This window comes from Candidatus Brachybacter algidus (genome assembly GCF_016707225.1).
In the GTDB taxonomy this organism is placed as follows: domain Bacteria; phylum Bacteroidota; class Bacteroidia; order Chitinophagales; family Saprospiraceae; genus Parvibacillus; species Parvibacillus algidus.
Genome location: NZ_JADJID010000006.1, coordinates 189,801 through 215,388, shown reverse-complemented (window position 1 = coordinate 215,388; position 25,588 = coordinate 189,801). Strand labels below are relative to the sequence as shown.

The 25,588-nt window shown below is 38.9% G+C and carries 19 protein-coding genes; 2 read left to right on the top strand and 17 right to left on the bottom strand.

The features are described from left to right. Positions 1-147: 147 nt before the first annotated feature. Positions 148-786 carry a response regulator gene (locus IPI15_RS17375; protein ID WP_287405066.1) on the top strand — a complete coding sequence of 213 codons (639 nt, stop codon included), beginning with the start codon at positions 148-150 and terminating at the stop codon, positions 784-786. A gap of 404 nt (positions 787-1,190) precedes the next feature. On the opposite strand, the gene IPI15_RS17370 is transcribed toward IPI15_RS17375, so the two are convergent. From IPI15_RS17370 to IPI15_RS17305, 14 genes are all read right to left on the bottom strand, one after another. Further along, entirely contained in the window at positions 1,191-1,646 is a 456-nt protein-coding gene (locus tag IPI15_RS17370) for a two-component regulator propeller domain-containing protein (RefSeq protein ID WP_287405065.1), read from the bottom strand. Between the two features lie 248 nt (positions 1,647-1,894). Next, complete coding sequence (locus IPI15_RS17365; RefSeq protein ID WP_287405063.1) at positions 1,895-2,788, bottom strand: NAD kinase; 894 nt, start codon at positions 2,786-2,788, stop codon at positions 1,895-1,897. Beyond that, on the bottom strand, positions 2,785-4,224 hold the full coding sequence (locus IPI15_RS17360) for a POTRA domain-containing protein (RefSeq protein WP_287405061.1): 1,440 nt from the start codon (positions 4,222-4,224) through the stop codon (positions 2,785-2,787). The genes IPI15_RS17365 and IPI15_RS17360 overlap by 4 nt, the downstream gene beginning before the upstream one ends. A gap of 11 nt (positions 4,225-4,235) precedes the next feature. Continuing rightward, positions 4,236-4,835: a hypothetical protein gene (locus IPI15_RS17355; protein WP_287405059.1), complete on the bottom strand. Its 600-nt coding sequence runs from the start codon at positions 4,833-4,835 to the stop codon at positions 4,236-4,238. 180 nt (positions 4,836-5,015) lie between these two features. Then, positions 5,016-5,846, bottom strand: a complete 831-nt coding sequence (locus IPI15_RS17350; RefSeq protein WP_287405057.1) for an energy transducer TonB — start codon at positions 5,844-5,846, stop codon at positions 5,016-5,018. An 881-nt stretch (positions 5,847-6,727) separates the two neighbouring features. Continuing rightward, a complete protein-coding gene (locus tag IPI15_RS17345) occupies positions 6,728-7,819 on the bottom strand; it encodes a chorismate mutase (RefSeq protein ID WP_287405056.1) in 1,092 nt (363 codons plus the stop codon). A gap of 264 nt (positions 7,820-8,083) precedes the next feature. After that, positions 8,084-8,923, bottom strand: coding sequence for a prephenate dehydrogenase (locus IPI15_RS17340; protein WP_287421571.1), 840 nt, complete (start codon positions 8,921-8,923; stop codon positions 8,084-8,086). Continuing rightward, a complete protein-coding gene (locus IPI15_RS17335) occupies positions 8,917-10,101 on the bottom strand; it encodes a pyridoxal phosphate-dependent aminotransferase (RefSeq protein WP_287405053.1) in 1,185 nt (394 codons plus the stop codon). The genes IPI15_RS17340 and IPI15_RS17335 overlap by 7 nt, the downstream gene beginning before the upstream one ends. A gap of 11 nt (positions 10,102-10,112) precedes the next feature. Then, complete coding sequence (locus IPI15_RS17330; RefSeq protein WP_287421569.1) at positions 10,113-10,973, bottom strand: prephenate dehydratase; 861 nt, start codon at positions 10,971-10,973, stop codon at positions 10,113-10,115. 281 nt (positions 10,974-11,254) lie between these two features. After that, positions 11,255-11,896 carry a hypothetical protein gene (locus IPI15_RS17325; protein ID WP_287421568.1) on the bottom strand — a complete coding sequence of 214 codons (642 nt, stop codon included), beginning with the start codon at positions 11,894-11,896 and terminating at the stop codon, positions 11,255-11,257. Between the two features lie 14 nt (positions 11,897-11,910). Next, positions 11,911-12,174 carry a hypothetical protein gene (locus tag IPI15_RS17320; protein ID WP_287405048.1) on the bottom strand — a complete coding sequence of 88 codons (264 nt, stop codon included), beginning with the start codon at positions 12,172-12,174 and terminating at the stop codon, positions 11,911-11,913. An 882-nt stretch (positions 12,175-13,056) separates the two neighbouring features. Then, on the bottom strand, positions 13,057-14,196 hold the full coding sequence (locus IPI15_RS17315; RefSeq protein ID WP_353738785.1) for a trans-sulfuration enzyme family protein: 1,140 nt from the start codon (positions 14,194-14,196) through the stop codon (positions 13,057-13,059). A 41-nt stretch (positions 14,197-14,237) separates the two neighbouring features. Beyond that, positions 14,238-15,197 carry a transketolase family protein gene (locus IPI15_RS17310; protein ID WP_287405044.1) on the bottom strand — a complete coding sequence of 320 codons (960 nt, stop codon included), beginning with the start codon at positions 15,195-15,197 and terminating at the stop codon, positions 14,238-14,240. 3 nt (positions 15,198-15,200) lie between these two features. Further along, positions 15,201-16,094: a transketolase gene (locus tag IPI15_RS17305; protein ID WP_287405042.1), complete on the bottom strand. Its 894-nt coding sequence runs from the start codon at positions 16,092-16,094 to the stop codon at positions 15,201-15,203. A 599-nt stretch (positions 16,095-16,693) separates the two neighbouring features. Here IPI15_RS17305 and IPI15_RS17300 point away from each other — a divergent pair. Further along, positions 16,694-17,635: a hypothetical protein gene (locus IPI15_RS17300; RefSeq protein WP_287405040.1), complete on the top strand. Its 942-nt coding sequence runs from the start codon at positions 16,694-16,696 to the stop codon at positions 17,633-17,635. 265 nt (positions 17,636-17,900) lie between these two features. Here IPI15_RS17300 and IPI15_RS17295 read toward each other — a convergent pair whose 3' ends face one another. Genes IPI15_RS17295 through IPI15_RS17285 form a run of 3 tightly spaced genes read right to left on the bottom strand, consistent with a single transcriptional unit; the run spans position 17,901 to position 25,570 of the window. Further along, positions 17,901-18,980, bottom strand: a complete 1,080-nt coding sequence (locus IPI15_RS17295) for a T9SS type A sorting domain-containing protein (RefSeq protein WP_287405039.1) — start codon at positions 18,978-18,980, stop codon at positions 17,901-17,903. 33 nt (positions 18,981-19,013) lie between these two features. Further along, positions 19,014-20,891 (bottom strand): immunoglobulin domain-containing protein, encoded by a 1,878-nt coding sequence (locus IPI15_RS17290; RefSeq protein WP_287421564.1) that lies wholly within the window; start codon positions 20,889-20,891, stop codon positions 19,014-19,016. 14 nt (positions 20,892-20,905) lie between these two features. Next, positions 20,906-25,570, bottom strand: a complete 4,665-nt coding sequence (locus tag IPI15_RS17285) for a beta strand repeat-containing protein (RefSeq protein WP_287421562.1) — start codon at positions 25,568-25,570, stop codon at positions 20,906-20,908. Positions 25,571-25,588: the final 18 nt, after the last annotated feature.

Genomic DNA, 25,588 nt, shown 5'->3' with positions numbered 1-25,588 from the left:
TTTGACATAAATAATATACTCTCGAAAAAGGGATGGGACTTAAAACATTGATTCAAGAATTAATTACCTCTCGGGAAAATAAACTATGACTCCTCACCAAATCATGGCACAACAGTAAATATTGAAATACCAATTAATTAAATAATCATGCCTGATCTGATCATAGTGGATGACCATCAAATGGTATTGGAAGGACTCAATTTATTATTGGATAGTCAAACTAATATAAACGTCGTTAATCTATTTAAATCAGCTCAAGATTGTATTGAGTATTTAAGTAATAATTCTGTTGATGTAATTCTAATGGATATTAATATGCCCCATATGAATGGTATTGAAGCATGCAAAATTATCAAAAAATCTCATCCTGATATTAAGATCATTGGTCTGTCCATGATCAACGAAGGTAGTCTGATCAAACTTATGCTGAAAAACGGGGCAGATGGTTACCTACATAAAAACTCTGGCAGAGATGAGATCATCGAAGCCATCAATTCAGTCATGAATGGCCGCACCTTTATCAGCAACGAAGTCACCACTCTAATATTCCACCCCAATCATAAAGATGTCAAAATATCTGAAAGCCCATTTCCAAAACTTTCCCGTCGTGAACAACAAATACTTGAGATGATTATTGATGAAAAAACAACCCATGAGATCTCTACTCAATTATTTATTAGTTTCGGTACAGTAGAGACTCATCGACGGAATATTATGATCAAGTTGGGAGCAAAAAATACAGCTGGGCTTGTCCGTATAGCATTGGAATATGAAATCCTGAAATAGACACCTATTGACATAAAGTACCTTGTTTGCAGGTAATATATAGTTGACAATCTTTTTGACAATATTTATTTAGGTGTGCTTAACAAATTGTTCAAAGGGAAAAACAAAAGACTCAGTGAATTAAGATTCCTCATTTCGCTCGTAAAGCCGCCAAATCGGTGGGATTTGGAGTTAAATGGGCCGGCTCAGTCACCCCATTTTATCCCCCTTTAAGCAAAAGCTTTGTCATTCCAACTGAAGGGAGGAAACTGTCAAAAAAGGCACCTAATACCGAATGGAATTTCGTGATAGGCCCCGAAGCTTCATGGACCTAAACGATTTTCAGCTCGGTATTATATGGTAAAATTTTGGTGTTATTAATATTTGTGTTTCGTATAATTTATTCGTATCCATATATTTATAAATTAGTTATTCAAACGAGTTGAGTTTAAAGAACTTCCGCCTTTCGATGGCCCCCAAATTTCTGAAGAATGTAGTAGTTTTGGATAAGGTGCTTGGCCATTTGAAGGTAATTTAATTTTGAAATTCTGTTCTTTGTCGTTTAGAAAATAAACATTTCCTTCAGCATCTTGAGCCGAGTAGGCAATTCTTTCTGATATTGACCCCTCGATATTTTTATTATCATATACTTTGAAATTTTTTCTATCAAAACGAACGATTCCCTTCTCCGTGCCGATCCAACAGTAACCAGCCTTATCAAATTGGATACATTTTACACTATTCTGTGGTAATCCATCTTTAGTTTTGTAGTTGATTATATTATAAGAAGATAACTGTCCATAAGTCGTTGCACTAATACTATAGAATATTATTGCAGTCAGCCAAACACATTTGTTGAAGAATTTAGTTAACACAAACATTAAAAATTTATTTTCGGTATTATAACTTTGAATTTTTGTGGCTAATTATCTACAATAATTCAAAAAGTATTCATATTATCTTTGGCTTAGATTTAGAAATTATTTCTATTATATCGACCAACCTCGGCACACATTTTAAATTTTATTTAGAGGTTGTCAATCTTTGATTAATTGTAAGTGTAAGTGTAAGTATAGCCGCAGAATAGTGTTTTTTGCGGCTTTTTTATTGCAATTAATCTTTCCTTCTTTTACTTTTTATAATTTCGTGTATCCCGACCCCATTGTAGTTTATCGCGCATGGTTTTCATGAAAGTGATCTTGGGCAATTTTACAAGATTTATTGCAAATGGTGCCTTCCTTACTTTAATTTTGGTGCTTTGCGATATCACCTCGTGCCTTGAGTCAAGTGTGCATAAAAAATTCTCTCCACGCCCTTCTATAGTAAATTCCAGTATAGAAGAATCAGGTACCACTAAAGGTCTTACGCTTAGGTTGTGCGGTGCTATTGGAGTAATAATAAAATTCTCTGCTGTAGGTATAAGTATTGGGCCTCCGCAACTCAAATTATAACCGGTGGAACCTGTTGGCGTTGACAAAATGACTCCATCAGCCCAATATGAATTGAGAAATTCTCCATTTACAACTGTATGAATTACCACCATAGATGAATGATCCCTTTTTATAAGAGTCATATCATTCAATGCATACGGAAATGCTGAAAATTGGCTTTCGTTGGACGTAAAGTGCAACAGCGCGCGCTTTTCCAAGGTGTATTCCCCATTGATCAACTTGTCAATCGTCTGAGCAATTAACTTTTTTTCTATACTCGCCAAAAATCCTAGTCTGCCCATATTGATGCCGACGATAGGAATTCCACTATCTGCAATGATCATAGATGCCTCTAGCAAAGTTCCATCTCCTCCTAATGAAAATAGAAAATCTATTCCAACACCATTGCCAAAGTCTGTCACAGGCAGACATTTTATATCCTCAGGAATTGATAACCATTTTGATGTCTCCGAGTACATCTTATCAAAAAAGCTCAATTTCACAGATGTAGCAGCACATTTATCAATTAATTCCTTGACGAATACTGCTTGTTCCGCATCTATTGATTTAGCAAAAACTAAAATGTGTATCATAATCCTGCATCAAAATGTACATAAAATCCTGTTTGTCCTATATGGTTCCTCGTCACTTCAAATCTTAGTAATTTATTATAATAAAATACTAAATCGAGTCCCAAACCATACCCAATTAAAGCGCTGTTAGATAATGAATTTTCTATTGAATAGAAACGGTCACTGACATATCCTGCATCGACATTTGCTGTGAGAAAAGCCTTGACCGGCATCGTGCGGTATGCCTGTAAAAACATGGCTTTCCCCCATTCAAATTTCTTGTCAAAGAACATAAATCTAATACTATTTTTCACAAATGCATAATCCTGACCATCTACCACATAATACTCGTAGCCCCTCAGATACAGATCATCATATCCAAGCGCCTTATTGAAATAGTAAGGCACCTTCCCGCGATCAAAATTAAATCTTCCACCACCGATATTCTCCAAACTCCACCTACTAGAAATCGATGTATAATGGTATGCTAATAATCCGGCGTAAAACACCTTGATGTCATTATTCTTACTGAATCCGGTCTTATTTACATAAGCAATAATATGATCACCCTTCATGGCATATGGCACGATGTCTCTTGTATCAAATACGGCGGCATATTCCAATTCGAGGAATTTTAGTTTGCTCTGGCCATTAAAATAATCTTTATTGTAGAATTGAGTCAAAGAATCTGAACCTTTGAAACTATAATAATTAAGCAATATGTGATGCCTTATGACCAATTTAGGTCGATATACGGCCCTGACACCCACCTTTGTTCTCCTGAGCTGATCTTTTTCAAGATCTCTTTCGAATTGGAGATAATTGTCTTTTGTTTTATAAGCAATCTCCTTATTTGCAGAATAGAAAGTAGTGAATCCAAAGCCAAGCGTATTGGATTTATTGGCGAATGGAAAGTCGTAATCCAATGAAATTTTTCTGGTAAATCCCGCCTGTCCATATAAGGTCATCTCATCTCCATTGCCGGTGAGATTAATGTGTTTGAGATAAAGACCATAACTCAGTGTCTTCAGCGAACGGTCATAGTTGCGCCACCATTTGTTAAAATCATTGTCCAGGAATTCCAGTAATGGTGCGGGATAAATGAATAGAGCCTCTTTGAGATTGATTTGGATATGAGCTTTTTTTTCTTGCATATCCAAGGCTAAGACATTCATTCTTACTTCGACAAAGAGACCAGTATTTTGAAGCCTTTTTTCATTGATAGCGAATATATCCTGAATGTCTTTAAGAAGAATGGTATCACCTTGCTGGAAGGTAAGTTCCCTTGATAATAGATAGGGTCTTGTTCTTTTTAACCCTACAAAACTAATCGTATCTACTGCTATCTGCTGGGCAAGACAAACAGTGGATGTAAGTATTATCAATACTAATACTAAAAGTCGATTTAAAGCTATGAAGTTGAAAAAAGTAGGAAACAGCCAATTTTTTTTATGCATCAGATCCTGTCTTAGCGCATCCTAGGTCTGCCTTGTTTTGATCCTCCCCTGTTAGCTGCTGCAATTCTGTTCTGCATATTCATTTGACCAGTTTTGCCGATGGCTTGTTTAAATTGTTTCACCTGATCTCTAATCATCGGCTCAGTGATCTTAAGATCATCTGTCTTTTTGACAAACATTGCAGCTTCCTTATAATTTTGCTTGACAGCAGCGAGATTGGCCTGCTGTAGATAGATCATGGCTTTTTCATTGTCTGTGGTATATTTAGAGTTTTCGCTTTCTTTGAACAACTCCTTTGCTTCATTGTAATCCTTGCCCTGCATGGCCAATGAGCCTTTAAGCATATAATATGCAGATCTTCCCGGACCAAAAAGTAACTTTGGGAATATCGTCATATTGAGTCTTTTCTTTGCCCCTTCCATATCTTGAATCTGCATAAGTTGACTTGCAGACTGAACAGTTCCAACCAACAGGTACCCTGCGAGTAATACTACTGCTATAAGATATAAAGGAAATGCATACCAGAAGCCATAAAGCATGGTTAGGACTACTCCAATTATAATACTAGCTACAATGCCTGCTATTCTTAGATATATATTGATGGTAAACATGTGTTATTTTTTTTGCAAAAGTAGCAAAAACCACGCATTTTAAGTTGACAAAACTGAAATGTATTGTTAAATAATCTGAAGATTTGTGATATTTTGTTTAGCGTTAATTTTTCTAGGTGAAAACTGTAGGGACAGGTCGCGACCTGTCCCTACAGTATTCCCCTCGGAAATTAAAGGATCTTATTTTAATGAAAACGCGATCGGCAATGTGTACAATACCCTTACCGGTCTATCGTTCTGCATCCCTGCTTTCCATCCCGGCATTATACCTACCACTCGAGCTGCTTCGTCACCAGCGCCGCCACCTACACCATCTCTGATTACTTTGACATTGGTCACAGATCCATCTTTTTCAACAGTAAATTGGGTGATTACCTTTCCTTCAAGACCATTTCTAACTGCTTCTTTAGGATATTCCAGATGCTTCGATAACCATAACATTAGTGCAGATAATCCGCCTGGAAATTCCGGCATTTGTTCCACATAATTTCTAACCACATTGTCCTCTTTTTCATCCGGTATATTTGGCACAACATCACCATTTAACCCCGATTCCACGCCTAAGGTAGGATCTATACTCACCGGACCGGATTCTATACCCTCTTGTGAAATAACACCGGGATTGTCATGTTCCAATTCTGCAGCAGAAGCAATTGGTGTTTCATGTATTGGTTTTGTTGAAATTATTGGTGCAGTGAAAGAAATTGTCTTGGAAGCATTTTGTGCAGCAGGTTTTGCCTTAATCACCTCGGGAATAATTTGTTCTGGCAAGATCTTAAACCCACCAGATACATCATAAATAATTTCCGTAGGCGGAATTTCTTTTGTTCCAAAAATGTCATTGTAGTAGGAATAGCCAAAAAATGAAACCGTGATCAGGACACCTACCAAAAGCGCATGGCCAAGATCATTGTCATATTTTCTTCTTAATTCATATGCTCCATAAGCTTTGTTACGACCATCAAAAAGGATGTCCAACATGTCTGATTTTAAAATTTGTTCGCTTGTCATGATAATGTATTTTTATCATAACGTAAACATAAGTTATAACGTTGCGTGATCAACGTATATTTACGTTTATTTTTAAAACATATGATTTATTTGACCTTATCAGGTAGATTTAATAAAAGAGAAAACTTAATTATTGAAATGTAACTTTTGTGTAATTTGGAATAACCAATTAACATTACAAATAGAGAAAACAAATATCCGCCTGTACAAATATCTATTTCTAAGTTTAGTAAAAATTTCTTTCCGACGCTCTTCAATCCAATTAATATTAAAAATTCATTTCTCGAATAATCTAAGTTTCTGCGTTAAAAATAAACTCCAGAAGTATTGATATTACTCAATCAATGATAGAAGTTAGAAGTCAGAAGTTAGAAATTAGAAGTTAGAAGTTAGAATTAGACTTCGATTATTGAGTACAGCAAATGAATTTAATTCAAGATACAAATTTAACCATAGACGGACAGTGTTTTAAATAATTTTATTAGCAAAAACTTATTTACTCAAGTTTCGGTAGTCAAATTTTCCTTTTTGAAGAAAAAATTTAAATTATAATAAAATGTTAGATGTTAGAAGGTAGATTTTAGATGGCTTTCCATCAATCACATGGATACTTTTTCTACTAAACTTATTAAAGAAAAAATATGAATCAATTGACTAAGCTCCATCTAACATCTAACATCAGCCATCTACCTTTGTTTCTTAACTGCCGAAACTTGAGTTATTTATTTAAATCATAAATTATCAATGAAATGAGCAACTCCGAAACTATAATTAAACATTAAGAATAAAAAATTAATGAGGTTAAAAACTGAAGTGATGTACAGAATAATAATTAATAATTAACACCTAACAATTAACAATAAACACCTAATAATTAACAATCACCCCTCCCCATCCATCACCTTATTCTGATGGTTAATACTCTCCATGTGCACTGCATCAAAATACCTTGTAATAAATTCTTGGCTCAACCCAAGCATGTCTCCTTTGGCAAATGCAGTTGATAATATTTCATTCCATCTGGTAGTCTGAAGGATGGTAATATTGTTCTCCTTTTTGAAAGAACCAATTTCATCAGCGATCTTCATCCTTTGACCAAGTATTTGCATCAATTCATCATCAAGATGGCTGATTTGTTGACGCATCTTCTCGAGTCTTGAAAGTGAATCTTCACTCTCCGGAGCTTCATGTCTCCAGATCATGGACTCAAGCATTTCTGCCAATCTTTCCGGAGTAACTTGCTGTTTAGCATCGCTCCAAGCATTGTCAGGATCTATGTGGCTTTCTATCATGAGGCCATCATAATCAAGATTTATAGCCTTTTGAGCTGTTTCCATGAGTATGTCTCTTCGACCACAAATGTGAGACGGATCATTGATAAAGATCAATTCCGGATTTCTACGCTTCATCTCAATGGCTAGGTGCCACATCGGAGCGTTTCTGTATTCAGCATTGCCATAGGATGAGAATCCTCGGTGAATTAAACCGATTTTTTTAATCCCTGCTTTTGCAATCCTTTCAACGGCTCCAGTCCAAAGTTCAAGATCAGGATTGATTGGATTTTTAATCAATACGGGCACGTCAACTCCTCTTAATGCATCGGCCATTTCTTGTATACTGAATGGATTGACTGTACTTCTGGCACCTATCCACAGCACATCTACATCAAAATGCAAGGCATCTTCCACTTGCTTCGCTGTAGCAACTTCAACTGTCACCGGTAATCCGGTTTCCCTTTTCGCTCGCTGCAGCCAAGGAAGACCTTTGGTGCCGATTCCTTCGAAACTTCCCGGACGGGTCCTTGGCTTCCAGATTCCTGCACGCAGGATATCAACTTTACCTGTGGCTGCAAGTCTGGTGGCTGTTGCAATGACTTGTTCCTCTGTCTCTGCACTGCACGGTCCGGAGATGATCAAAGGCTTTTTGTTTAAGATCTCTTCGATCGGTTTTGTTGTGTTTAATGTCTGTATCATGGTGTATGATTGTTAATTGTTATTAAAAAAATTAGAAGTTAGAAGTTAGAAATTAGAATGGCGTTACGGATGTGATCATGCTTTGTGGTTAATATCCATTGTTCGTTACCAATTAGTATTTTCATGTTTAAAATTAAAATTAGAAGTTAGAAGTTAGTATGGCGTTACGTTTGCTTTCGATTTATATAGTTATCACACATCATTTATAATTCATCATTTATAATTCATCATTTATAATTCATCATTTATAATTCACCATTTCTTTCACGGCAATATCTTCCCTATCCGATTCGCATTTTCAATGAGTTCGTATAGATATTCATAGTTTTCTTTTTCGAGGCAACTTTTAAATTTTCTTAATTGTGAGATGTGCTCATTCAATACATCCAGGACATTTTCCTTGTTCTGCATGAAGATCGGCACCCACATCGCTGGATTACTCTTTGCGAGGCGGACTGTGCTTTCGAATCCACCACTTGCCAACTGGAAAATGGTATCTTCTTCTCTTTCTTTTTCCAGCACTGTATTGGCCAATGCAAATGAAGTGATGTGCGAAATGTGACTTACATAAGCTGCATGAAGATCATGGTCTGCACTACTCATTTTCAAAATATGGAGCCCAAGAATTGAAAAGATAGATTCTATTTTTTCCAGAACAATCTTATCACTGTGTTCAGGATCAGTTATTACAACTGCCTTTCCGACAAAAGCTCCCGAGATGGCAGCATCTGGGCCACTGAATTCTGTTCCCCACATGGGATGACTGGCGACAAAACGCCCTCGATTCGGATGATTGTGGATGGCTTGTAGAATGCTAGACTTGGTAGATCCAACATCAAAGACCATCTGATCGGTAACAAGATCAAGTATTTGCGGACAAAGTTTTACAGCAATATCAACCGGAACGGCTAAAATAATGAGCTCGGAAACATTTATTGCATCCAACAGCCCCCTAGTCTCATCCGCTAAACCCAAGGCCAAGGCCCTCTCCACATGTACATCATTCTGATCTACTACAATTGTTTTGCTAGATAGCCCATGTTCACGCAAGGAAAGCGCCAAAGACCCACCGATCAGCCCCATACCTATCACCGTGACTACCATAGATCAGCTGTTTTTATTCGCTTAATTGCTTCATCGAGTTTCTCATTAGTACTGCAAAGACTTACTCTTACAAAATTGCAACCTGCACTTCCGAAGATACCACCCGGAGTTATAAACACATTCGCATTGTACAGCACATCGTCACTTAATTGAAAACCATCTTTACAATCAATTGGACATTTTGCCCAAACAAACATTCCGTTTTGATCGGTATGAAAGGTGCATTTCAACAATGCTAGTAATTCGTACACCTTCTCCCTCCGTTCTTTATAAACTTCGTTTAATTGATCGAACCAATCCTTTCCTAGTTCTAATGCTTTTGCTGCAGCAAGTTGGACGGGCAAGAACATTCCGCTATCCATGTTACTTTTGAAACGGATGATCTCATTGATCCTTTGTTCTGCCGCACATATCATTCCAACTCTCCAACCCGCCATATTGTGTGATTTAGATAAGGAATTAAGCTCAATGACGACTTCCTTAGCTCCATGAATTTCTAACATGCTCATCGGACTATCATTCAAGATAAAGCTATATGGGTTGTCATGAATGATAAGTATATCATGTTTGATAGCAAATCGGACAAGTTTTTCAAAAATATCCCGATCCGAACTCGCACCTGTTGGCATGTGAGGATAGCTGACAAACAACATTTTCACGGGATGATTAGCCGATAAAACAATAGAATCAAGTTCTGCAAAATCAGGTGCCCAATTCTTCGACTCATCCAATGTGTAAGCTGCAACTTGGCCACCCGCCAACCTCACAGCGCTGCTATAAGTTGGATATCCGGGATTAGGAATCAGCACTATATCATCTTTATCAAGGTAAGTCATACATATGTGCATAATACCTTCTTTAGATCCCATCAGCGGCAAAATCTCTGAAACTGGATCAAGTTCGACATTGTACCATTGCGCATACCAATTACTTATGGCCTGTCGCAATATGGGGCTTCCTTTATAATTCTGATAGGCATGTACATCGGGCCTTTGGCTCTGTTTATTAAGCTCTTCTATGACATCAGGATGAGGAGGCAGATCAGGACTACCTATTCCAAGATTGATGATATTCTTGCCGGCTTTATTGAGTACATCGATTTCTTTGAGTTTGGTCGAGAAATAATATTCTCCGATACCATCCAGCCTTGTCGCGGTTTTAATACTTTCTTTGATCATTTATCTTTTTTTTAAATGGTACTTCCCTTTTTGTACACACCATATATTTTCAATTCCACTGTAAGAGATCGGATCATGTTTATTACTTTATCAAATTGTTCGATTGAATCAAACTCCATGTCGACATGAAAGGAATATAGCCATTCACTACCAGGAATCGGGAAGCTCTGCAACTTGCTGAGGTTGATGCCCCCATCAGCGATGGCAGTAAGCACTTTGGCCAGACTTCCCATGGAATGATTGGTGTTGAAATTGACAGAAGCTTTGTTTGCATCCGGTACTGGCATAGCTTGCTTTTCTCTTTCCAGGACCAGAAATCTTGTATAATTAGTTTTCATCGTATGGATGTCCGGTGCAAGAATTTCAAGACCATACATATCGGCAGCCAGTTTGGAAGCGATAGCAGCTATATGTTTGCTGTGATGCTGTCTGATGTGTTTGGCACTAAGAGCAGTGTCTTCTGTTTCTATCACTTTCCAGTCAAAGTCGAGCAGATAATTTCTACATTGTCTTATGGCCATATGATGCGAACGAACTTCACGGACATCCTCTATTCGTACGCCCGGATATACCAGAAGATTTTGGCTAATATTGAGATAGATCTCGCCGGTAATGATGAGCTTACTCTCTTGTAGAAGATTATAATTGGGCAGGATGCTACCTACTATCGAGTTCTCTATAGCTATTACAGCGGCGTCAGACTGGGCGGCATCATCCACAACTTTGAAAACTTCAGGAAAATTATCACAAGGTAGGATAGTTATATGTTCACCAAAGAAATTCAATGCTGCTTCCTGATGGAAACTTCCCTCATAACCCTGAATGGCTATCTTTTTTATTGGAGTATGGTTATTTAAAATTGGATTATTCATTGACTTAAAATGAAAAATCCCGGCTTGCGGCCAGGATTCTTATGTTTATTAATTTATATCTTAATTATAGCAAAAGCGATCCGGCCTACTCTCTAAAGTAAAAATAAAAATAAAAAAATCCGAATCCTTGCGCTGTGTTCATATTGTAAATGTATACTTATTAAAAATAAAATAACCTATTTTTATTTATTTAATTTTTCTGTCTTTGGTTAGAAATTGGTCAAAAGTCCATTGCTATTATGTTTTATAGACTAAAATTTTTATTCTTTACTATATATTTTCTATAATTTATTAATAAAAATCTTCATTAATAGGAAAATAATGCAGGCTAATAATCCAATATAAAAGATGATTTTCCCTGCTTTGCGATCATTTTCTGTGTAGGTTGGTACCACCTTTCCATCCGGAAGTGTCTTGTTAGATGAGTAAATAATATGGCCAAATGCGATGCCATAGATACCGCTCAATGCAAGGAAATAAGAGACTATTAGCCAACCTTTATTGACTTTCTCGGGTAGGGCGAGCTGGGTAAGTCGTTTCTTTTTGTAAATACTTATCAATTCATCATCTATGTTCTCTCCACGTTCGGTCAGTATTTTTTTTGCAAGTGCAATATCTATCTCACCCCATTCATCATATCGGGCAAGGATCTGATATAATTCATCAATAGTAAATGAATATAAATAATAATCATTCGGCAGGTCATGGATAGCTTCATCAGAGGTTTCTGCAATGAGTAGGTCTGCACTTTCAAAGTCTCTCTTTCTTATTTTGACATCATATTTATCCATCGAAGTATTCCCACTAAATGTCACATCAAATGGAGCTTTATTGTCCCCAAGGATGGCCTCTATGCCACCTTCATCTAATTTTTTAACAAGGGCCAATGCCTCATCTTTAAGAATAAATTGCCTGAATAACAAAAATTCATTTTCTATCAACCTCTTTCCTCTTTAAGTTTTATCTCTATTGCTTCAAGAGCTTTTAATCCAAAATGTTTTAATATGAAACTTTTGCATTTCATAACTGACTCCTTTTCATCGATGGCAAAATCCTTCAACCGACACTTTATCTCCATCTGATAATCGTGTTGATTGTCGGTATATTCACAACAATAAAGCAGCTCGCCTTCCAGATAACAAATGATATGCAGGTCATCCTGCTTCTTCGAATAGTTATTCCAGTTAAATACTGTTTCCAAAGTAATTGATTTAAAGCTCAATATAATATAAAGTCATGGTTCGGCAGTTAAAAACCTAAGGTAGATGGTTGATTTTAGAAGGTAGATGGCGTATCGTTAATTGATTCATAATTTTTACTTTTTATGGATGGTGTGGCTGAGGGAATAGAATTGACACCGCCGTCATAGCATTTGTCGGACAAGCTTTTAATAGCTTACTTTTTTATTTCAATTTAACTTAAAAAGAAATGAATCTGACATATTTAATTTAGGTAAATAATTCAACCTAATTCAGGGTTGGTTGAACGCCTTAATCCACCACGGCTTGCACCCGCGGCTATTGTTATTCAACCCTTTTCAAGGGTTTTTTTTATGAATTATATATAGGTGATAATTTTAACTAAATTGAAAATTTAAGCGTGCCATAATACTTTAGTTGACCAATAGTTCAACTTATGACCTATTTCAAATTTTTGTTGGCAATTTAAACCATAACGGTGAGGTTCGCAGGCTTTTAAGGATATTTTCATGCATCACTTGTTGCAAATTGAGTTATCATTATTCAATCTCTAACAGGGTGTCTAAAAAACGCATTTATTAAGTAACCAAATATTTCATATCACGGTGCGCTGCACCTTATTTCTCTTGCACATTAATTACTACAAATATTTTGGTGCGCTGCACCTTTTTTGCATTGCATTGGTGCAGCGCACCTTTGTATTTATAGAAAATAAAATAAGGGCAGTACCAAGGTGCAGCGCACCGAGATATATGGCTCTATAAACCAGAAGCGGCAAAAGCAGACTCCAAACCAGGTTACTTACCCCAATTCTTACCTCTCTTGAATAACTTAAACTCTGTGCTTGTCCTTAATGATTCAGTACATCAATCCTTGCTAACCCATTAACTCAAAGCCTGATCAAGGTCAGCCATAAGATCTTCGATATCTTCGATGCCTACACTCAATCGGATCAATGAATCTGTAAGTCCAACTTTCAGACGTTCCTCTCTTGGAATAGAAGCATGTGTCATTGTAGAAGGATGCCCTACCAAAGACTCTACACCTCCAAGAGATTCTGCAAGGCTAAACATTTTGAATTTCTTGAGTACTCCGATAGCAGATTCCAATGAATCTTTTTTCAGGTCAAAAGAAACCATAGCCCCATAGTCACTCATCTGTGTAGATGCAAGTTGATGGCTAGGATGTGTCTTAAATCCCGGGTAATTAACTTTATTTATGGCAGGGTGATTCTTCAAAAATTCAGCAAGTCTTCCTGCATTGCGACATGCGCGCTTCATTCTTATATGTAATGTTTTAATACCTCTAAGTATAAGGAAACAATCCATTGGTCCGGGTGTCGCTCCACATGCATTCTGCAAAAATCTCAGTTGATCGTCAATTTCTTTTTTATTGCACACCAATGCTCCAAGGACCGCATCACTATGGCCACCAAGATATTTGGTACAAGAATGAAGAATTATATCTGCTCCCAGATCCAGAGGACGCTGAAGATAAGGTGAAGCGAAAGTATTGTCCACACAAGTGATGATGCCGTATTTCTCAGCGATCTTCGTCACTTTTCTAATGTCGACGATATTCAACATCGGGTTAGTTGGTGTTTCTATCCAGATAAGTCTGGTGCGTGGATTGATCAATTTTTCCAGCTGAACAGTGTCATTTAGGTCAATAAAATGACTTTTGATACCGAATCGACCGTAAACGCGTGTCATCAACCTGTACGAACCGCCATAGAGGTCATTAGTAGATATTATCTCATCACCTGGATTGAGCATTTTCAGCAAGGTATCCATAGCTCCGAGCCCACTTGAGAAGCAAAGTCCATACTTTCCATTCTCCAAAGCTGCTAGATTGGCTTCAAGTGCAGACCTTGTAGGATTGCTGGTGCGGCCGTATTCGTGTCCTTTGTGCACACCCGGTTCATCCTGAACATAAGTAGACGTCTGGAATATCGGTGTCATGATAGCTCCAGTTGAAGGATCCGGAGATACTCCTGCATGGATGACCTTACTATTGAACTTCATTGATTTGGGTCCGTGAGCTGTTTCTTTCACTTTTTTAGCCATTATTTTCTTTTTATAACTTTTAGAGCTGCATTGACGATATCTGGCACGTCCAGGCCATATTTTTTCAAAAGATCCATTGGTTTTCCGCTTTCACCGAAGCTGTCCTTGACACCTATAAATTCCATTGGACAAGCAGTATTTTTAGCAGCTACATGAGCCACAGCATCGCCAAGACCGCCATTGATTTGATGTTCTTCGACAGTAACTGCGCAGCCTGTTCTAGCCAAAGAAGCAACGATAGCAGCTTCGTCCAGCGGCTTGATCGTCGGAATACTGATGACATCACAAGAGATGCCTTGAGCCTCTAATTGTTTCGCCGCTTCTACTGCATTCCATACCATTAGTCCAGTCGCCATGATGCTTACATCTGTTCCACTACCCAGCGTCTGCGCCTTACCTATGATAAATGGTTCGTCCACTCCTGTAAATACCGGCCAGTCAGGTCTTCCGAACCTCAAGTATACCGGACCTACATGATCCAAAATAGCAAGCACCGCATTTTTAGTTTGATTAGCGTCAATCGGGCAGATCACCGTCATGCCCGGAAGCATGCGCATCATGCCGATATCTTCCAGTATCTGATGAGTTGCTCCATCTTCACCCAGGGTAAGCCCAGCATGAGAAGCACAAATTTTTACATTTTTGCCTGAGTAAGCAATAGATTGGCGGATTTGGTCGTATACTCTTCCTGTAGAAAAATTGGCAAATGTACCGGTAAAAGGGATCTTACCAGTAGTAGAAAGGCCTGCAGCGACGGACATCATATTAGCTTCGGCAATACCCATCTGTACAAACCTGTCAGGAAAATCTTCTATAAAAGCTTCCATTTTTAGTGAACCAAGTAAATCTGCACAAAGTGCGATCACCTGGTCATTTCTTCGTCCTGCTTCGTGCAAGCCTTCACCAAAACCGTCCCTGGTGGCCTTTTTTCCTGTCGAAACTATATCGTTGATATTCATATCTTAGTGTTTATGGTTTGGTGCTGAATAATTTTCATTGTAAACAAAGTCATCCAAAGAACTCACCAGTTGTGACAACCCTTTATCAAGTTGCTCTTTGTTTGGTGCTTTTCCGTGCCATGCGTGTGTGCCCATCATAAAGTCTACACCACAACCCATATTCGTTCTCATAAGGATGACAGTTGGAATATCCGTACCTACATGTGTTTTAGCTTCTTCCAAGGCTTTGACGATGGACTCCATATCATTGCCATCTGTGACGACTACTCTCCAACCGAAAGTTCGCCATTTACCTTCAAGGTCACCAAGACTTAATACTTGATCATTGGTACCATCGATTTGCTGGCCATTCCAGTCCACAGTCACTATTAAATTGTCTAGTTTATGAAAAGGAGCAAACATCGCTGCTTCCCAGATCTGACCTTCCTGAAGTTCGCCATCACCAGTGGAAACAAATACGAATCCCGGATCTTTATCCATCTTCTTCGCCAATGCCATACCTACACCGACAGAGAATCCCTGACCCAAAGAACCAGTAGCTGTCCTGATGCCCGGCAATCCTTCATGGGTCGTCGGGTGTCCTTGAAGTCGGGTATTTAATTTACGGAAGGTCGACAGTTCTTCTACTGGAAAATAACCTTTTCTTGCCAGCACACTGTAAAGCACCGGAGAGATATGGCCATTGGACATGATAAAGGCATCTTCATTCTTTGCATCCATTTTAAATTCATCCGATTGGGTCATGACTCTAAAATACAGTGCAGTCATGAAATCTGCACACCCGAGTGAACCACCCGGATGTCCGCTGGAGGCGTTGAAAACCATTTGAAGAATGTCGCGACGCACTTGGGTGGCGATTTTCTTCAATTCATCAATATCTTCTACTTTATCTCTCATATCCTATGGATTAATTAAGGCGCAAAGGTAAGATAAAAATTAGAAATCAGAGGTCAGAAGTAAGAGGTCAGAAGTCAGACACCAGATTCTAGAGGCTAGAAATTAGAGGCAAAATTTAAAATCAGAAGTAAGTGTGGGTGAGGTGAAAATGTAAGGGGTGATTAGGTGTGGAGGTGTGGAGGTGTGGAGGTGAACGGCGAACAGCGAACAGTAAGAGCCGGCTGAATCTCATGGTTGACGCACCAGGCAATTTTAAAATCATATCAACCTGATTATTGGTACTAAGGTCCATCCGATAGGTAGCATTATAGCAGTCCGATGCATAAAATCATGGCAAGTTATTCAGAGCTATTATGTTAAATCAAAATTATTATCTGAATTAATCTAGTTCAATAGCCTTGAATTTCAACTCAGGGCGAATAGCAAAATATCTAGTTTCAATAATTTGCCGTTGACTAAAGTCAACGGATCAATGGATGTCTATATAAGGACTTTAGTCCCAGCCAATTTATTACTGTCATTAAAAAATTTAACATTTATTCTTTTTAATAATCATAATTTTGCCTTATACTGAACTATTAAAATAGTTAATAATAAATATGACCAGGAAATACCTTACTATACTTTTTGTCATGACCATTACATTGGTTTCAGCACAGATAAAAATTGTCAACAAACTCACAGTTGATCACCAAAATGTAGAAGGCACTAAGATTAGCTTAATTCCGCCTAATGGATTTACAAAGGCTGTGAATTTTCTGGGATTTCAAGAGGAAGTATCGGGATCTAGCATCATGGTATTAAATATTCCGGGACCTTTTTCTGAAACATCTAAAGGTATTACAAAAGAAAATTTATTGTCTACTGGGGTCCAAATGATTAGCGATGACCATATCCTATTGAATGGCCTGCCTGCTTTATTAGTGCAGGGAAAGCAAAGTGCATATGGCAATATCTATACAAAATATATTTTGGTATTCGGAACAGAAAAGGAGACTATTATGATCAATGGTGTGTTTCCCGAACACCTGACTAAGTTATCCGTTGATATTAAAAAATGCTTATTGTCCGCATATTATGAAGCTGAAAAACAGGTCAATATTCTTGAAACAGTTGAATATACCATTGAAGTAAGTGGCACAAAATTAAAATTTGCTGGCAATATGTCCAACTCCCTGATATACACCGTAGATGGTGAGTTGCCAACAAAGTCAGATGACAAGACATCTTTGATAATATCTAAATCGTTTTCAAATGCCAATACAGAGGACTTGAAGGATTTTTCAATTAATAGACTTAAGCAAACACCTTTTGAAGTAGATAGTATTAAACGTTCAGCAGATATCGTCATTGGCGATTTATCCGGGTATGAAATAATATCAAAAGGTAAAAACATAAAGACTGGAGTTCCAGAATATCTATATCAGTTGATATTGCCCACTGACAGCAATTATTACATACTTTTTGGCACCACAAATGACATGTCAGAGGTGAGTATCAATGAGATAAAAAAGGCAGCGGAAACATTCAAGTTGAAATAGTATTTTGCACTATTTGATTAGGATAAATTATTGGAACTGAAGTCCTATCAAGAGTTTGATTGTAATCCGTTGGTTAAAACCAACGGCAAATTACTTGGTGGAATATTGGAAATTTAATCTTAAATCTTTATTAATCTCGTTCAATTGCCTTGAGTTTTAACTCAAGGCCAATTATCACTCTAGTAAAATAAAAAAAGCACCCAAAATGGGTGCCTCTTAAGTGTGGTATTTTCTTAAAATACTAATATTAAATAAGGGATTATTGTTAATTAACTTTTATAAATTTCTTCTGAAGCACGATTGATTCATCCACCAATTTTAAATAATAAACGCCTGATGGCAATTCGCTGATATTTAAATTGTTGTTTGAAAGAGGATCCATTTTGAAATTTTTCACCACATCTCCTTTGACATTCAACAACAGCATTTCCCGCATATTATTGGTCTTAAATCCTGAAAATGTAACGTTAGCCTCTCCATGTGTCGGATTCGGATAGATATTCATATCTATGGCATTATCACATTTTACGATGGCAGTAGCGACTCTTGAGTAGCTAATCGAATTGTCAAGATCTATAGCCTTAAGTCTATAATAAACAGTACCTGAAACCAAAGGAGTATTGTCTGTGAAAACATAAGAGTTATTCACAGAGGCGCCATTACCTTTAGTTTTTACGGAACCTATTGTTACAAAGTTTCTACCATCAACAGACTTTTGAACTTCTGCACGGTCAAAGTTTTCCTCACTATACGTATTCCATGTGACATTTACTGATGAACAATCATCTACTTTGGCGTTAAACTCACCTAGTTTGATAGGAAGGGGAGCGGTAACAGTGAAGAGTGCCGTGGCAGAATTATTATTCCCATTCGTATCACCGATTCCGATCGCTTCATCAGTAAAGGATGCATTGCAAGATATTGCTCCACAATCCTCGCAACTTACACTTTTACCTATAAAAGGAATAGTCATAGAACATGAAACACCATCGTTCATAACTCCCACCATATTTTTGAGTACAACTTCTGTGTTACCATTAATGTATGCAATGTATGTAACAGCCCATATAGAACCGGACAAATAACATCCATTATCAGAAAAGTTAACAGGAAGAGGAATTTCAATTTCACCTGAGATCGAAAGTTGTACCCGAATACCTCCTATAGGCACAGGTGCATCACCTAAATATCCAACATCAATGAATATCTGTCCTTCTTCACCGACAGCCACCGAGAAAGGTTCAGGGGATACCGCTGCTACTTGAAAATCGTAAGTAGCTTGAGCTTTAGCAAGTGCTGAGCCTAAGAGCAAGAATAAGCAAATGATCAATTTATAATTTTTCATCATTTATAGTTTTTAACTTTTTAATTAAGGTGATTAATTTTTAATAAGTGTATTAGATAATAAATTGTTAGGAGGATTATTTTCTCCACCGGAACCATTAACTATATTCGCTGATGCAGTAATTGTTCCTTTTCCGCCACCGGTTCGTGTAATTCTTAAACCGATTTTTTTGGTTTGACTAGCCCCAATAGATACTCCGACCTTAGATGTGAATACAATAAATCCACCGCTAAAAGTCCAGGTAAAGTCATTGTGATCAAATACATAAGTATCTCCACCTATTGTCACATCAGCATCCGGATGAATTGCTATAACTAAACCACTTGCAGGTGTATAATTTGTCACCCTAAATGTGATTGTACCCGTTGTAGCCGCTGTTCCGATATTTCTTATTCTAACCACCTCGTCTATTGTTCCCGAAACAACAATATTGGTAGAAGAGAAAACTAAAGCCGGTGTCAAATCAGGATACACACCTGGTTCTGTGATCACTACGATATCAGATACTGTTTCACATCCATTGTGATCTCTGACAACCATAGAATAGGATCCGGCCTGTAAAAGCATAAATAGGTTAGAAGTCTGCCAGTTGGCCCCTCCATCTTTACTATATTCATAATCCATTGTTCCACCAGTCGCAATAACTGTAATACTTCCGTTATCACAAGCTTGGCATGTTTCATTGGTTATAATATAATTCACTACCGTAAGAACTGCCGGTTGAGTAATTGTCACAGATGTAGATACAAAGCATCCTTTATCATCCGTGGCAGTGACCATATATGTTCCAGCTGCTAATCCACTTATAGCAGGCGTCATAGTCGGAGCAGAATCATTCCATAGATAATCAAAAGTTCCTGTACCGTTGACAGCAAGAACACTTGCAGTTCCATTACTTTGTCCGTTGCAAAGAACACCTGTATTCGTCAAAATTGAAATCGTAGGTTGCGGATTAACGGTCACAGTAGTATTAGTAGTATTAGAACACATTGTAGCTCCAGTAAAACTATAAGTAATTGTATATGTGCCTGGTGCAGTAGTGCTTAAATCTATAGCTCCTGTTACAGTATTAAGGGAAGCACTTGCCGGCAATATAGAATACATACCACCTGCCTGGCCTGTTTGAGTCACTGTCGCAGTGCCTATCGCACAAAATTCAGCCTGAGCATAAGCTATTGTAGCTGTAGGCAGTGGATCTACGATGATCTGCTGAGGATATGTAGCAGTACATCCACCATAACTTACTGTTACTGAATATGTCGTCGTAGCAAGCGGACTTTCTGTTATAGAAGCAGTAGTAGCTCCGGTTGACCACAGATACGTCGAACCAGCCTTAGCACCTGAAATTGTTAAGGTCACTGATTGTCCAATACAAATGGTTCCATCATCATTGGCAACTCCACCAGTTTCGGTTACTGCCAATGTAGCTGCAGCAACTATGACATCAATTCCGCTAGGGCCATCCAGCCATGGACAGAAATCGACATCCACAGATACCAATACTCCTGTGCCAGTGCCCACTGTACCCGGACCGGAATCATCACCATCACCCCACCAGTTGTGTTTTGCATCTACTTTAGTACCTGTTACATTCAGTACCCCGTACTCAACAAGGCTGAAGTTGTTGTAGTTGATGACTACTGTACCTGCACCCAGGTTACTTTCTACCTTAACAGCTACTGCTGTAGGTACACCTGTAAGGTGACCAGTCACATTATTAATTGTGTTTAGCGAAACAGCTGCACCCGGCGTATTGCCTTCAAGGCCGATACCGTGCGCCCAAAGGCCATCCAGGGCAGTGATTGTATTACTACTAATTACAGGTGATACAATTTTTCCTGTGCCCGTGGCACCCAGGTCTAATAAAAGACCGTATGCTCCTCTTCCACCACTAGCCCATGGTGTATTCACCGCACTAATGTTCGTTATGTATTGCCACTGATCGTCAGAGCAGTTACATCAAAGTTATTAGGTTCATAACCTACTGTGATGGCACTTACGCTTCCGAAATTACCACCTGTTAAGTTATCTATTGTATTATTCGTAACCGCAATAGTACTAACTGCATTTCCAGTACCGGAGATGCTGATAGCATTTACCGGCTGGCTTACTAATGAAGCTCCACCAACATTGGTGACGTGGTTACCCGTGATCGTAATATTGCTGTTGTTGTTTGTAAATATTGCATTCTGACCATTTGGATTGGTCAAAGTCAAGTTCTGAACCGTCACACCACTGCTTGTGATGCTTATAGTCGGAACAGCAGGATTGGCACTTGCTATGCTTGACAAGGCTGCACTGTTGCGCGATGTCAAGGTCAATGGCAAATGAATAGTCAGACTTTCAGTGTTTGATCCATCAAGTACCTCTACGGTATTAGTAGCATTTGCATCATCAATTGCTGATTGAATGGTACAGTAATATAAGTCTTTCTGCACGTTGTAAGCTACCGGTGCTGTAACTGTCACTGAAGTAGTAGTAGTCGAACTACATCCATTTACATCAGTGAAACTATATGTTACTGTATAAGTACCAGGTGTGCTGGTTCGTAAGTTAATGTCTCCTGAAACTGAATTGATACTCAACCCCGCTGTGGATGTATATGTACCACCTGTTTGGCCTGTTTGAGTCACTGTAGCTGTGCCTTCAGCACAGTATGGTGAGCCAGAATATGATATCGTAGCCACTGGAAGTGGATTGACGATGATCTGCTGAGGATATGTAGCAGTACATCCACCATAACTTACTGTTACTGAATATGTCGTCGTAGCAAGCGGACTTTCTGTTATAGAAGCAGTAGTAGCTCCGGTTGACCACAGATACGTCGAACCAGCCTTAGCACCTGAAATTGTTAAGGTCACTGATTGTCCAATACAAATGGTTCCATCATCATTGGCAACTCCTCCAGTTTCGGCTACTGCCAATGTAGCTGCAGCAACTATGACATCAATTCCGCTAGGGCCATCCAGCCATGGACAGAAATCGACATCCACAGATACCAATACTCCCGCACCAGTGCCCACTGTACCCGGACCGGAATCATCACCATCACCCCACCAGTTGTGTTTTGCATCTACTTTAATACCTGTTACATTCAGTACCCCGTACTCAACAAGGCTGAAGTTGTTGTAGTTGATGACTACTGTACCTGCACCCAGGTTACTTTCTACCTTAACAGCTACTGCTGTAGGTACACCTGTAAGGTGACCAGTCACATTATTAATTGTGTTTAGCGAAACAGCTGCACCCGGCGTATTGCCTTCAAGGCCGATACCGTGCGCCCAAAGGCCATCCAGGGCAGTGATTGTATTACTACTAATTACAGGTGATACAATTTTTCCTGTGCCCGTGGCACCCAGGTCTAATAAAAGACCGTATGCTCCTCTTCCACCACTAGCCCATGGTGTATTCACCGCACTAATGTTCGTTATTGTATTGCCACTGATCGTCAGAGCAGTTACATCAAAGTTATTAGGTTCATAACCTACTGTGATGGCACTTACGCTTCCGAAATTACCACCTGTTAAGTTATCTATTGTATTATTCGTAACCGCAATAGTACTAACTGCATTTCCAGTACCGGAGATGCTGATAGCATTTACCGGCTGGCTTACTAATGAAGCTCCACCAACATTGGTGACGTGGTTACCCGTGATCGTAATATTGCTGTTGTTGTTTGTAAATATTGCATTCTGACCATTTGGATTGGTCAAAGTCAAGTTCTGAACCGTCACACCACTGCTTGTGATGCTTATAGTCGGAACAGCAGGATTGGCACTTGCTATGCTTGACAAGGCTGCACTGTTGCGCGATGTCAAGGTCAATGGCAAATGAATAGTCAGACTTTCAGTGTTTGATCCATCAAGTACCTCTACGGTATTAGTAGCATTTGCATCATCAATTGCTGATTGAATGGTACAGTAATATAAGTCTTTCTGCACGTTGTAAGCTACCGGTGCTGTAACTGTCACTGAAGTAGTAGTAGTCGAACTACATCCATTTACATCAGTGAAACTATATGTTACTGTATAAGTACCAGGTGTGCTGGTTCGTAAGTTAATGTCTCCTGAAACTGAATTGATACTCAAACCCGCTGTGGATGTATATGTACCACCTGTTTGGCCTGTTTGAGTCACTGTAGCTGTGCCTTCAGCACAGTATGGTGAGCCAGAATATGATATCGTAGCCACTGGAAGTGGATTGACGATGATATAATATTGTTCTGTTCTAGTACATCCATCAGTATTAGTAACAGTGATGTTGTACGTTCCCTCAAATGCTTCTGCTGCAGGGAAGCTGACGGCAGGATCACCAACTGTACCGGTAACATTTGTATTCGGCCCTGTCAATGTATAATCATTAGCAACTCCTGTTAATTGCAGATTTACCATATCACCTTCGCAATATGTCAACGTCTGCAAGTGTCCTACTGGAGAAGCATTTGCCATTAATGTAAACTGTACCGGCGTAGAATTGAGATTATCCCAATAAATATCGTACGTCACACCTGCTGGAGTATTGTGTCCTTGTAGGATCACGTTGTCCAGATGTGTAGAGCCATTGACCCCGTGAAGAGATGTATTTTGCGACACTTCGGATGTTGTTGTTTTCACTGTATATCTGAATTCTCCACTAGGCAACAATTGAATCCTTAGTTTCACCCATTGATCATAAGTAAAACCTACAGGAAGTCCCATATCCAACCAAGATCCATCTCCCTCATATCCACGGAATCGTGGAGTAGCATCAGATGTGAATTCTATGATCGGATATCCTGATACTACATGTGCTCCATCATGTGCTGTAGACCATAATCCGGCCATTCTTCTGCCTGAAGTTGCCCAATCCGCCGGAACAAATAGTTCGATTTCTGTTTCAACACTTCCCGGATGTAGCATATATGCCATTCCTTGTGTATTGTAAAATGCAGTCGCCTGACCATCTGCTGCCGCAATACCATGATGTAAGGTATTTATTGTCGCATCTGGGGCTGTAGATTGTGCTGCAAAGATCGCAGGTACATATCTATCTTTTGACCAGATTCCTATGCCTGGTGTAGCTCCTAATTGCAATGCACTGCTGAAGTCAACCAGTCCACAAGACTCTAATACCTGAACTGAGTAAGTAGATGTAGTAATACATCCCAGTGCATTAGTTACAGTCACTGTAAGTTGCAGTGGACCCGGCGTGCCCGAAGTATATGTTATGTTAGGTGTTCCTTGACCTAAATCGATCGTACCATTTGAAATTCCCCAAACGTAGGTACTTGCCCCGCCTGCTGTGCTTGCCGTATTTCCTGCTGTCGCCTCCCAAACTGCATAACTGGCAGTAATAGTCGATACAGGAAGTGGATTGACAATGATGTCCATTGTTATAGAATTATCACAGCCATTGCCATCTGTATATGAGTAAGTAATCGTATGAGTACCAACACCAGCTGAAGCAGGATCAAATAACCCACCTACACTAACTCCTGTGCCAGAATAAGCACCACCCATAGGTGATCCTGCAAGTTGGACCGCTGCATCATTCAAGCATAATGGACCTACCGCTGGTAAAGTTAAAACTGGTAATGGATTAACTTTTACAAGGGTGGTAGCAAAATTAATACATCCATTAACATCTGTATAAGTATAAGTAATAGTATGATCGCCAACACCGGCTGACGCAGGTTCAAATGAACCTGCACTAACTCCTGTTCCTGAATAAACACCACCTGTTGGCAAACCACCTGAAAGCGTTACCGATGAAGCATCCACGCAGAAAGGGCCAATGGCTCCTAAAGTGACAATCGGTAGCGGATTGACGATCAATTGATAATTAAACACCTGCACGCAACCGTATTGGCTTGTGATTGTCAATTCATACATTCCTGCATCAGCAGGTGCAGCAGTAAAAGTGTATGAATCACCCACATTGCCTCCTCCCACGAGAACATTATCTTGTTTCATTTCAAAAGTACCTCCCGGAGTTCCTGTTAAATTAACAATAACTTCAGAACCAATACATACTTGCTGCACAGAATTATTTGTAATCGGACTTGCATTAAAATTAAACACATATGCAGGCATAGGATAGACCTCCATATATATCTGAGCAAAGTTGCTGCCCGGATCAGGGTCAGTATAAGATGAAAGTAAATCGAAACCACCATTAACAGTAATGCTTACATCATCCATCCCATTACTATGCGTAATAGCAGTGAAAGGAAATAAAAGAATACATGTCCCCCCTGCTGCCAATAAGCCTCCTGTGTTTTTTATAACAATTTCCGTATTATAGTTATCAAAAACAGAATAAGTAATAGTCCAAATGTTACCGCAATCATCCGTTACAGTTGGTGCCGGAATAATAGAGGGAAACTGGATCTCTCCTGAGATGGATAGTTGAATTCGGATATTGTTTGCTGTGACAGGAATAAGTTCCGGATTTGACACAACAAGTTGTATGTTACCTTTTTCACAGACGGCTAGATTAGTAGGAATTACAGAGACAGTCGGGATTTGAAGATCCACCTCCTGAGCCTGTATGGTACTAACCATCAACAATAGTGCTATTATAAATAATGCTTTGCTAAATATATGTTTCATAGAAAGTTCGATTAGGTT